At 29.9% G+C, this 12,246-nt stretch carries 8 protein-coding genes; 1 reads left to right on the top strand and 7 read right to left on the bottom strand.

Annotated elements, in window-relative coordinates:
- Positions 1-60: 60 nt before the first annotated feature.
- The 4 genes from bshC to ACH5TW_RS04915 form a co-directional block, all read right to left on the bottom strand.
- Positions 61-1,665, bottom strand: coding sequence for a bacillithiol biosynthesis cysteine-adding enzyme BshC (gene bshC / locus ACH5TW_RS04930; protein WP_439335379.1), 1,605 nt, complete (start codon positions 1,663-1,665; stop codon positions 61-63).
- 75 nt (positions 1,666-1,740) lie between these two features.
- On the bottom strand, positions 1,741-3,753 hold the full coding sequence (locus tag ACH5TW_RS04925) for a hypothetical protein (RefSeq protein WP_439335378.1): 2,013 nt from the start codon (positions 3,751-3,753) through the stop codon (positions 1,741-1,743).
- Between the two features lie 24 nt (positions 3,754-3,777).
- On the bottom strand, positions 3,778-4,422 hold the full coding sequence (locus tag ACH5TW_RS04920; protein WP_439335377.1) for an outer membrane beta-barrel protein: 645 nt from the start codon (positions 4,420-4,422) through the stop codon (positions 3,778-3,780).
- A 1-nt stretch (position 4,423) separates the two neighbouring features.
- Positions 4,424-4,921: a T9SS type A sorting domain-containing protein gene (locus ACH5TW_RS04915; RefSeq protein ID WP_439335376.1), complete on the bottom strand. Its 498-nt coding sequence runs from the start codon at positions 4,919-4,921 to the stop codon at positions 4,424-4,426.
- 350 nt (positions 4,922-5,271) lie between these two features.
- Here ACH5TW_RS04915 and ACH5TW_RS04910 point away from each other — a divergent pair, with 350 nt between their 5' ends.
- Entirely contained in the window at positions 5,272-6,531 is a 1,260-nt protein-coding gene (locus tag ACH5TW_RS04910) for a carboxypeptidase-like regulatory domain-containing protein (protein WP_439335375.1), read from the top strand.
- Between the two features lie 16 nt (positions 6,532-6,547).
- On the opposite strand, the gene bshA is transcribed toward ACH5TW_RS04910, so the two are convergent.
- From bshA to ACH5TW_RS04895, 3 genes are all read right to left on the bottom strand, one after another.
- The gene (gene bshA, locus ACH5TW_RS04905; protein WP_439335374.1) at positions 6,548-7,684 is read right to left on the bottom strand and encodes an N-acetyl-alpha-D-glucosaminyl L-malate synthase BshA; all 1,137 of its coding nucleotides are present in this window, start codon (positions 7,682-7,684) and stop codon (positions 6,548-6,550) included.
- A gap of 35 nt (positions 7,685-7,719) precedes the next feature.
- Positions 7,720-10,638, bottom strand: coding sequence for a serine hydrolase domain-containing protein (locus tag ACH5TW_RS04900; RefSeq protein WP_439335373.1), 2,919 nt, complete (start codon positions 10,636-10,638; stop codon positions 7,720-7,722).
- A 125-nt stretch (positions 10,639-10,763) separates the two neighbouring features.
- Entirely contained in the window at positions 10,764-12,239 is a 1,476-nt protein-coding gene (locus ACH5TW_RS04895) for a DUF3570 domain-containing protein (protein WP_439335372.1), read from the bottom strand.
- Positions 12,240-12,246: the final 7 nt, after the last annotated feature.

Here is a 12,246-nt window from a genome sequence, read left to right as displayed (position 1 = left end):
ATTATATATTTATTAAATTAAAAAAAAGCAAGTTTCAATTTAAGTTATTGACTTGCTTTTTTATAATGTTATTATGATAAATTCGCCTTGTAAAGGCTTTAAGGTTTCTATAAGTTTAGGGATTAATTGGTCTCCATATTCTAAATAAAATTCAGAGAAGTTTGTATTACGCTCTTGTAAACTTTGATTAGGAAACAATTCATTTTGAATATCAGTCATTCTTAAAACTTGATCTGACAATTTCTTTTTTTGTGCTTTAAGCAAGCGCTTCTCTAGTGTTTCGAGTCCTTTCACCTGCTTAACTTCTTGAGCTTTTACAGCGCCTAAAAAGGATTTATCAGTTTGTTCTGCAAGTTTAAACAATGCTTCAAACTGATTCTCTAAGGTTTCTTTTTGTTTAGAAAAATCAATTTCTATATTCGATATTTCTCTTACTTTTTTATTAATAAAAGTATCTCGCTTTAAAAACACATCTTCATCAGAAATGTTTAGATTTTGAAGTTTTTTAGATTGACTCTCTGATTTAATTAAAACCGAATTCCGCAAAAGCAAGATTGGAAATGACACGTTCACTTTATTAAAAAATTGCTTTAATTGAAACCAATACGCTATTTCACCGCCGCCACCAATATAACAAAGGTTTGGCAAAATAACTTCTTGATATAACGGACGCATAATAACATTAGGTGAAAACCTTTCCGGCACCTCATAGAGGTGTTTTAGTATTTCACTCTTACTCCATTGTTTGTCTGTATTGAGTACTTTATAAATACCATCTTCAAAAACAATGCGCTCTCTTAAATTTTCTTTTAAATAAAATAAATTTATTTCTCTAGGGTTTACTTGAATTCTATAAGGCTCGTTAGGTAATGTACTAATTTGTTTATTGGTTTCAGATACCTTTTTAAAAGATGTTTGATTTAATAATTCATCTTCTATAAAAGGAATAAATTGCTTTTTTAAACCTTTATCATTAGCGTCAATAATAACTAATCCGTAGTCTTTAAATAATTCATTAGCTAAAAAACGAGTGGCATCTGCTAAATTTTGATGTTTTAAATAAGCTTTCTCAAAAAGATTTTTTAAATATTCGGCATTTTTGGTGGTACCTAATTCTTTTGATAATAAATTAAAAACAGCTTCTAATCCGTTTGTATTTAACTCTCCTACCGCGCCACTAGCATCTTTATTCCAATGTACTTTCTTTCCTTTAAAATTGAAATAATTTATTTCTTCAAAATCATGATCTTCAGTAGCCATCCAATAGATAGGTACAAAATTAGATTCAGGGTATTTTTCTTTTAATTGATTTGATAAGTTTATTGTTGATACAATCTTATATAAAAAATAAAGCGGTCCTGTAAATAAATTTAGCTGATGCCCTGTAGTTACTGTAAAAGTGTTTTCTAATTGTAAACTTTTAATATGTTGAAGCGTTAATTCTGAAGCTTCTAAGGTTTTGTATTGGTTTGTTAAAGCTTCAAATAAAGCAGTGCGAGATTGTAATTTAAACGACGCTTGTTTTTCTTCTATCTGAAATTTAAAATTATCAAGATTAGGAAAGCGATTGTAAAACGGCTTCAATTCATAATCTTCATTTAAATAATTACATATTAATGATGAAAAATATCCTGTTTTAGAAAATGGAATATGTTTTAACTGCATGTTTTATATTAATAATGTAAATATACAGCTATTCTAATTTTTGAAATCTAAAAAAATCGTTAATTCTATAAAAACCTAGTTAGATAAAGACTTTAAAAAATTTAAAAAATACGTCTTATCTGTTAACATTTTATTAGTTTGATCAAATAATTTATAATCTACCCCTTTAGCATTTAAATACTCTTTTGTGTCTAACATTATTTGATTTAACACATCTGGATTCTCTTTTAAGTTTTTAATCACTTTATTAAGTTTACTCTTATGTGACTTAGATAATGACTTACCAAAATTAGATTTTGCAATCACTACATTTTCAGATGCCTCTTTTTCTGAAATATTTTCATTTAAGAAAGGCTTACTTTTGTTAACTTCGAATATCTTGCCTTCAAAACTAGTATCTTTTTTTTGTAAATAACTAACTATACTATTCAATTCTTTTTTTAACATGTTAATTTCATTATTCTGCTTTTCTAACATGATAGCAGTATCTCTAGTGTTTATACCAACTGCCAAGTTAACAAGAGAGACACCTTTATTAGATGATGATGACCATGCTACACCTACAATACTGTTATAATTGGAAATTGAGAGTGCATTAGGGTTTATAGCGACTCCAAATCCGTCATTAAAACCTGATGGAATTATATAATCTCCTATATTTACAATACCTTTTACCTTGACAGGAACTTGTCCCATAAAGGCTACTTTTTCAAAGTTTTTAGAATTTTCTTTTGCTGGCATATTACCTAAAACAATAGGATTTTTAGAAATAACCATAAAATGATCTGCATTAGTAGCATTTTTTGAAATATTCCCTCCACTTACACCAACAATATCACCATAACTAAATACCTCATTCACATCACTTTTTTCTAACCATTCAGCATAATCTCCAAAGCCAGATTCAAAAGCAACTCCAACATTATTAAATCTATGAGTATTCATCACTGCCCAATTAGCAATAATATCAACCATCTCAATACCTTCAACAACAGCTGCATCAGCATCATCTACTCCAATTAAATCAACAACTATCATTGCTAATTGAAAAGCATATTGTAACCCTTCTTGTACACTATACCATACATATTCAAAACTACTTGTAAGTTCTGTTTGTGTTTGCCCTTCAATACGACCGTACCTAACATTATTAGCATTATTAAAAGATAGAAAGTTATTACTGTTACTTGGATTATTACCAGACATCCCTGTTAATTCAATTACGATTCCCTGTTGACTCCCCATTACTCTTAATGGATGAGCTCCGGAGTTTAAATCACTTCCATTAGCATCCAAATCGACATCAATAACAACCTGCCCATTTAAATTGCTTCTTCCACTTGTGGTTAATGTATTTAAATTTGAATTTTGCGACACAGTAATATTTTGAAAATTTCCGTCTTGAAATACAGAAGCTCCCTGTACGTTTAAATCTCCAGATAAGTTAGTAGTTCTTCCGTTATTAACATTTAACTCACTATTTAAATTTGTAATACCATCAACTGTTAAGTCTGCATATAACTGCGTATCACCACCTACGTCTAAACCTCCATCAAAACTAACTATACCTTCTACTTTTAAATCTCCTGTTAATAAAGAAGGACTTGCATTGTTAACGGTAAAACTATCGTTTAAATTAGTAGCACCATCAACATCTAAGGTAGATGTAGCAATAATTTCTCTATGTTTTACATAAGGGATATAAGTTAAGTCTTGATAGCTAAACTCTACAAACCCATTACCATCGTTCAAGTTAATTTCAACTTTTAAAAATTTTTCATCACTCCAATAAATTTGATTAAAGACACCTATAATTGCATTACCTTGACCAATCATTAAATTAATCATTCCATAAGGGTCTGTAGTCGTATCATGTAATTCTTGATATTCAACAGCATTAGAATTATCAATAATTGAAAATTGCACACTTAACGCTACATTAGGCAAATTATTAGCAGGTATATCCACTCCTGGGATTTCCTGTGGATTATTATCGATAATTACAGCTTGATAAGAAATACCATCGGTTTGAGTAAAGCCAAATAAACTAAATAGAATAAGTAATAAACTGAGTAAAATATGTTTCATAATAATATATCGATATTGGTTAGTTTAAAAGTCACAATTACAATTTGGCAGACTAATTATAAATCCTATTCCAAATTGATGCGTATTTAATTTTAATTTTTCTTCACTTTCACCACTATTAAATAATAAAGTTTTACCATAAGTATAACTGGTATAAATGGCCGTATTTCTAGAAATTGGATATTGCATGCCTAAACTTCCTTTAACAAAAAAAAGATTATTATTAAACTCGTCTTCACCTACCAAATTATAAATCTGATTGTTTATAGTTTGATTGCCTCTAATTAAAAATTCTTCGCCTAATGTTCCTTTTAAATAAAAAGAAAAATCTCGAGATTGAAATAATTTAATATCCAACCCTGCGTTAATGCCCAAGTACGATACATCCCATTCAAAATAATTATCTAAAGTTCTATCGCTACCTACGGCTCCATAACCATTATATGTAGCTCCAATTGATAAAAACACGGTTTTAGCTTCATTAATATTATCCCGATATCCCATTCCTATATAATTATTAGACTCTGACAATAAGTTATCTAAAGATTCTGATTGTGAATTTTGATAATCGAAAGAAGAAACAGTCACACCATATTCGAAATACAGTTGTTGACTAAATATTGAACCTGTAATTAAAAAAAACACATAAATTAATAATTGTTTTTGCATACTATCTTTTAATAATTTTAGCGCTTAGAACTTTAGAACGCATCTTGATTTTAAGAAAATAACTGCCATTACTTAAATTTGTTAAATCTAAAGGAATAGACTGTATAGGATTATACTCTTGTCTTATAACTACTCTACCTATGACATCATAAAGAGCAAGGTTTAAAACATCAATAATAGGTTCTTTAAATTTAATTTGAACCTGATTTAAAAATGGATTTGGAAAAACAGTAGCTTTTAAAGAAGCTTTTGAATCGCTAAAGAATACCGAGGCAGATACTGGTTGTAAAAAACCCTGTCTAACTATATGACTATTAGCGTTAAAAGTATTAATAACACTAGTTTGACCAATGCTTTCTATTAAATAAAAACTCTTATTATTAAAATAAACGGCATGAGAATCCCCTTGAATAGCTAGTGTTTGTTTAACAAGGCTTTGAGAATTAGAAACTATAAAAGAAAAAAGACTACTAATAAAAAAAAGGTTGGTTAGCTTCAAGTTTTTTGATTTATTAAAAACGTAATATATTTCATTAAAATTCGATGTTAAATAAAAATAGCCAGATGGTAAAAAATTGCGATATAATGTATAATTAACAACTTTTATTAAAATAAAACTCCCCCTTTAATTATCATTTATATTTAACGGTTAGAAAACCATATTTAAAACATCACACCTCAACAAACCTACCTCTCGATTAATCAAACCTTTACATAGACACACTAAAAACCCAAAACTAAAACACTACAAAACAACACATTAAAGTTAAAATTAACATAATACAGTATGTTTTATGCTTGGTTTTTAGTAATTTAATAAACGTTAATTTTTATAAAACTAAATAAGTCATGAAAAACAAGCTATTCTTAACACTTACAGTATTTAGCGCGTTCTTTTTATGTAATATTTTAAACATAAATGGACAAACTACAGATTCATTTACTGAAATTAAAGGTAAAGTAATTGACAGTAAAACAAATGACCCATTAATATTTACAGATTTAGTTATTAAAGACTCAAATATCAGTACCATTTCTAATACAGATGGTGAATTTGTTTTAAAAATACCTAACACTCTAAATAATGCCATACTTACGATTTCTCGTTTAGGTTATCAAAAAGAAGAAATCTTAATTTCTACATTAAAAAGTAATCAAAAAATAAAATTAACACAAGCTGCAACAGAACTAACTCCTATTAGTATTGCCACTTATACAGATGCCAAGGCGCTTTTAAAAGAGACTCTAAAAAACAAAAGCTCTAATTACAATAATAACAATGCTTTAATGACAGCCTTCTACAGAGAAACCATAAAAAAAAGAAAAAAAAATGCTTCTTTATCTGAAGCTGTTGTACAAATACACAAGAGTCCTTATGGCAGTGTAAAAAGAGATGGAATTGAATTAATAAAATCTAGAAAAAAAACAGATTACACAAAACTAGATACGCTAGCTATTAAGCTTCAAGGAGGCCCTTTTAGCAACTTATATACTGATATTATAAAATATCCAGAATATATTTTTGATAAAGAAGATATCGATTTATATGATTTTAGTTTTGATACATCTACACAAATAAACAAAAACATGGTTTATGTGATAAACTTTAAACAAAAATTAGGTGTTACTACTCCTCTATATTATGGCAAACTCTATATAGATTCTGAAACCTTAGCTCTTACAAATGCCGTTTACAGTTTAAATGTTGAAAACAGAGAACTTTCTAGCCGTATGTACATTCGTAAAAAGCCAAGAAAAGTTGATGTTTACCCAACTCAAGCAACTTACAGAGTTAACTATAGAACACAAAATGGAAAATGGCATTATGCCTATAGTAATATTTTACTAACATTTAAAGTAAATTGGAAAGGGAAACTTTTTAATAGTATATACACCTTAAATAGCGAAATGGCCATAACAGATTGGAAAACTAATGACACTAAGTTCGCCAGAACAAGAGAAAACATTATTAGGCCAACTACGATTTTAACTGATGAAACTTCTGGTTTTTCAGACCCCGAATTTTGGGGAGAATACAATATTATTGAACCAGAAAAATCAATTGAATCGGCTATTAAAAAAATTAAAAAACAATTAAAGCGTACTTAATTTATAAAGATAAAAACTACAATACGAGGCATTTAGCTAAAGTATCTTCGTAAATAGCTTCGTATTGTGGTACTATGGCATGTAAATCGAATTTTAAAGCTTCTGTTCTAGCATTCTTTTTAAATGTTTTTAAACGCTCAGAATCACTTAAAATATGCAATGCATTTTTGGTCATATCATCTAAATCTCCAACATTACTTAAAAACCCAGAAACACCATGAATGTTAACTTCTGGAATCCCACCAGTATTACTTGATATTACAGGCACACCAGAAGCCATAGCTTCTAATGCTACTAAACCAAAACTTTCAGTTTCTGAAGGCAATAAAAACAAATCACTAAAACAAAGAATTTTATCAATTTCATTACTTCTTCCAAAGAAAATTACTTTATCTAAAATACCCAATTCTTGACAACGAATCTCTATTTGTTCTCGATCTGGACCTTCGCCTACCAACATTAACTTTGCAGGCATTTCTTTTTGAATATTATAAAAAACAGAAATAACATCTTGTGCCCGTTTTACAGGTCGTAAATTACTAATATGTGTAATTATTTTTTCATCATCATTTGCCATCATAGCACGCTGACAATCTGTAAAATTATGATTATACTTATCTAAATCAATAAAATTAGGCACTACAGAAATATCGTTTTTTATATCAAACAACCGTAAAGTATCGTCTTTTAAACTTTGAGAAACTGTAGTTACTGCATCTGATTTATTAATACTAAATGTTACTGCGGGTTTGTAAAAGGGGTGACTTCCAACAAGCGTAATATCGGTACCATGCAAGGTTGTAACAATGGGTACATAAACATCTTCTTCTATTAGCATTTTTTTAGCCATATACGCCGCATAAGCGTGTGGAATAGCATAATGCACATGTAATATTTCAATTTTATGAAGCTTAACCATATCTACTAACTTACTAGATAAAGCCAACTCATAAGGCTGATAATGAAACAATGGATATTCTGGTACATTTACTTCATGATAATGCACATTATTACTTATTAACTCTAACCGAACAGGTTGATTATAGGTGATAAAATGCACTTCGTGTCCGCGCTTAGAAAGTTCTAAGCCTAACTCTGTAGCAACTACACCACTACCTCCAAATGTTGGATAACAAACAATACCTATTTTCATAAAAATTTATTCTAAATTTTCAAGACTAACTTTTTTTATTCTTCAATCGCTTCGTAAATTAAGCGTTGTATTTCTGTTCTAATATTTTCTTTTAACAATAGATTTTTACCTGCATTTGGATAAGTTCTATTTGCTAAAAATACATATACAATTTCAGCATCAGGATCTGCCCAAGCATAAGTTCCTGTAAAACCAGAATGGCCAAAGCTGGTCATTGACACACAGCCACAAGTAGGCCCTTCATCACTTAATTGAGGTTTATCAAAACCAATTCCTCTTCTATTATTGCTTTCACAATAATAACAGGTATTAAATTTATCAAAGGTTTCTGAATTAAAATATTGTTTACCTCCGTAAAAACCTTTTTGCAAATACATTTGCATAATTTTAGCTACGTCATTGGCATTACTAAATACACCAGCGTGTCCGCCTACGCCATTTTGCATAGCTGCTCCCATATCATGTACATACCCTTGTACCTTTTGATGCCTGTAATAATCATCAATTTCAGTAGGTACAATCTTTTTATTACTTATTCTTCTATAAGGGTTATACATGGTGTTATTAGCTCCCAATGATTTATAAAAATGTCTTTGTACTAACTCATCTAATGTTCTGTCGTAATAATTCTCAATAAATTTCTTTAAAATGTAATAAGGAAAATCACTATAACGGTATCTTAAAGTTTCAAGCAAGTCTGAATCTTTAATTATTTTCTGAATAGAATCCTGATAATCTGAACGTAAATACAAATTTTTATATACTTCAATATTAAATTCGGCACTTCGTTCGCTTCTATAATACTTTTTACTAGGACGCTTAGTAATGGTATCTAATGTGTGGTAATAAAAAGGTTCCCAAGGTCTTAATCTAGCATAATGCGATAACATTTTTTTTATAGTAACGTTGGCTTTATTAGAACCTTTATACTCTGGTAATATTTTAGATAACTTATCATCTAAAGTAACCACACCTTGTTCTTCTAATTCCATTAAAAGTGGTAAAGTGGCTAGTATTTTGGTTAAAGATGCGACATCATAAATATCATCAAACGACACTTTTTCTTTACCCTTATAAGTATGCTTTCCAAAATTCTTATTGTAAATAACCTTACCTTCTCTAGCAACTAAAATTTGAATCCCTGGTGTCATTTTTCTATTTACAGCCATGTTAGCAATAGAATCTATTTTATTTAATTTCTCTGAATTTACTCCTACTCGTTCAGGTATAGTATATCCTAAACGTTTTATTCCAAAAGAAGGAACTCCTTCTCCTTCAACAAAATTATCGCCAGCAGATACCGGCAAATGTCCTTTTGCACCTAAAGCTCCAAAAATAAGTTGCGCCGATTTTTCTTGAGCTATTCTACTATTTTGATAGCTTATTATAATACCTTCAATGTTTTCAATAGATTTTAAATCCATTAACGCATATGGTTTTGCAAAAACATCTAAAACAACCGTATGTTTTCTAGCTATTTCATATAACCATACAAGTTCTTTATCTGTAAACTTATAACTTTTCCATGGGCTTTCATTAGACTTATGGAAACCAATAACAACGGTATTATATGTTTGTAAACGCCCCATTAAATCATCTAAGTTATCGGCTTTAATTTCGTGTACTTTCGTGTACTTTTTTAGTTCATTAAAAAAGACAGAACCATCAGCATCTCCCATTTTAACATAAGCTATATTTTTTGTTTCTAACTGCCGAATTGGTAATATAGCTGTCTTGTTTTGTAAAATAGTTAAAGCGTTTTCAATAAGCTCTTCATACAACATATCATCTTTTAGTCTATTTAAATCTTGAACCAAATTATGAATACCAATAGGTTCGTAATTATTTAGACCAACTTTATATTTTGCTTGAAGTATTTTTTTAACCGAATGAGCCAAACGTGCTTCAGTGATATCGCCTTTATTATAAGCTTCTATAATTTTAGAAACACCAATACCAACATCTTCAGACATTAACATGACATCATTTCCTGCTTTAAAGGCAGCTAAATCTATATCCCCTGTTTCACTAAAATTAGCAGCTCCTTTCATGGTAAGAGCATCGGTAAATATTAAACCTTGAAAACCTAACTGCTCTTTTAATATATCTGTTACAATGTGCTTTGATAAGGATGAAGGATAGCCATCGCGAAGTTCTAAACTAGGCACATTTAAGTGTGCTACCATAACACTAGAAAGTCCTTCTTTAATTAATTTCTTATAAGGGTATAACTCAATAGAATCTATACGTTTTTCATTAAAATTAATAGTTGGTAATGTTTTATGAGAATCTTGATCGGTATCGCCATGACCTGGAAAATGTTTTGCATTGGCTAACACACCAGCTCCTTGCATACCTTTCATAAAAGCCAGTGCTTTTTCAGTAACGTTATCACGATCTTCACCAAAAGAACGGTTTCCAATAATAGGGTTTAACGGATTGGTATTAATATCAACCACAGGTGCAAAATTAAAATGAACCCCTAAACGCTTGCAATGCTCGCCAATATGTTTACCTGTTTCTTCAATAAGTTTGTTGTCTTTTATAGCTCCTAATGTCATATTCCAAGGAAATGCATAGGTAGAATCTAAACGCATGCTTAACCCCCACTCGGCATCCATTCCTATTAACAAAGGGATTTTAGAAAGCACCTGTAACTCATTATTCAATTTAGCTTGCCTAACAGGACCTCCGTTTGAATAAATTATCCCTCCTATATGATGGTCATTTATTAATTTTACAACCTTGTTTTTAGTCGTATTATCTTGGTCGGACATAACCTGAACCATATATAATTGACCTACTTTTTCTTGTAAAGTCATTGATGTATAAACACTATCTACCCATTTTTGTTGTAGTTCTACATCTATGGTTTTTAATGGATTATCTGTTTTTTGAGCAACTACAGTAAACGTTATAAAAAAAGAAAAAAGTATATATATAGTATGGCGCATAAAAGTGTATTAATTAAGCAGACTATTAGTATTAGTTATAATACTAATAATCATGCCAAAATAACACTTTTACTAAGAAGATAAAAAGACTTTAAGATAGAATTATAATAAGGTTGTAAACAAATTTAATCCATTACAAACTTAAATCCTGCTGAGATAATACCAGCCGTTAAACCTGTATTTCTCTCGTAACTATTATATTTTAAATCGATACTTTTTAAACCAAATTTACCAATATGTGTTTTTGCAAAAATATCAGTATAGCTAACACCTAACCCATATTGATTGGCAATAAACTTAGATAAATCATAATCTGAAGTATAAAATTCGCTAGTAGACACATGTACTTCATAAGGTGCAAAATAATCGGCTGCTGTTTGATTGTAATAACGATATGATGGATATAGCGTAAACTTGCTAGAAATTTTTATAGGTAACTCAATCTCTGCGGTATGCGATGTAATACCCCAATCGTCAGAGTAAAAACGATAATAGGTTCTAAGTGTAAAAATTTCACTTAAATAATAATTAAGACGCATGCCTACTGGTATTTTAAATCGTTTACTTGGTAAACGTTCAATATCATCAGCTAATTGAAATACATCATCATTAGAGCGTGATGTGTAGTTTGGAATACTTGATGCATTACCAATATAAAAATTATCAACATCACCAAAATATACACGTTGCATTGGATTAGCCAACCAACCATCTTGTTGCACCAAATCGAAAAACAATGACATTTGAGCATTCTTACTTAGTATTTGAGAAAAGCTAAATGATAATGAATACGAATTCCTAGCCTTATTACTTATAATTGGAGATTTTACCGGAGCCCAAACATTAGTTCCGTTTTTATCTATAGCGGTTCCACTTTGGTCTAATATATCAACATTTGCAAAAAAGCTGTTATTTAAGCTTTGATTAGCATCAACAAAATAAGTATCTAATTCTGTTGGATATTTTGGTTGCCATGCATCTAAATATACTTTAGCATTTATATTAAATGTTGTGTTTTTTTCATTAAACAGCTTGGTTATGCCTCCGCCAAAACCAATAGACATATAATCATATTCGCTAGCAAAAGACACATCGGCATTAACAATAGTATTTCTATCATCAGAACTATGACTATAATCTGCACTTATGCTAGCCCAAGTATCACTACTTGAAGCTCCAGTAGAAGCTGCCCAAGGTGTTGGAGAAACTACTTTAGCTACAGAACTACTATTTACAGACCTTGAACTTGATGCACCAGAAACTACAGTAGTGCTGGTTATTGTAACATCTTTAGTTCTATCAAACGGATCTAAATTACTTGAAGAAGCTGATGTATATGCAGATATACCTGCGTCTATTGTTAAAACATCATCATCATTTAACGGTACACTTATTACAAATGTTGGTGTAAAATCGGTTAAATGCTCATCTCCAATTCCTCCTGTAACCGAAGCATTATCTCCATCTTGCGAATAATAACTTGTTAAAAAATCTACCTCGGTAGTTTCTAAAACACGCTTTTTATATGCTGTAGATTGATCTTCTTGCGAAAAAGAAAACAAACCACTTAAAACACATATAACTATAAATATATTTTTCATATATAAA

The sequence above is a fragment of the Thalassobellus sediminis genome, from assembly GCF_044386045.1.
Lineage (GTDB): Bacteria > Bacteroidota > Bacteroidia > Flavobacteriales > Flavobacteriaceae > Thalassobellus > Thalassobellus sediminis.
The sequence above is the reverse complement of the archived record's forward strand: the minus strand, read 5'-3'. Positions and strand labels throughout refer to the sequence as shown.

What these genes read in the sequence shown, in the direction of transcription:
- bshC (WP_439335379.1), bottom strand. Translation starts at nt 1,665, where the DNA reads ATGCAGTTAAAACATATTCCATTTTCTAAAACAGGATATTTTTCATCA.
- ACH5TW_RS04925 (WP_439335378.1), bottom strand. Translation starts at nt 3,753, where the DNA reads ATGAAACATATTTTACTCAGTTTATTACTTATTCTATTTAGTTTATTT.
- ACH5TW_RS04920 (WP_439335377.1), bottom strand. Translation starts at nt 4,422, where the DNA reads ATGCAAAAACAATTATTAATTTATGTGTTTTTTTTAATTACAGGTTCA.
- ACH5TW_RS04910 (WP_439335375.1), top strand. Translation starts at nt 5,272, where the DNA reads ATGAAAAACAAGCTATTCTTAACACTTACAGTATTTAGCGCGTTCTTT.
- bshA (WP_439335374.1), bottom strand. Translation starts at nt 7,684, where the DNA reads ATGAAAATAGGTATTGTTTGTTATCCAACATTTGGAGGTAGTGGTGTA.
- ACH5TW_RS04900 (WP_439335373.1), bottom strand. Translation starts at nt 10,638, where the DNA reads ATGCGCCATACTATATATATACTTTTTTCTTTTTTTATAACGTTTACT.
- ACH5TW_RS04895 (WP_439335372.1), bottom strand. Translation starts at nt 12,239, where the DNA reads ATGAAAAATATATTTATAGTTATATGTGTTTTAAGTGGTTTGTTTTCT.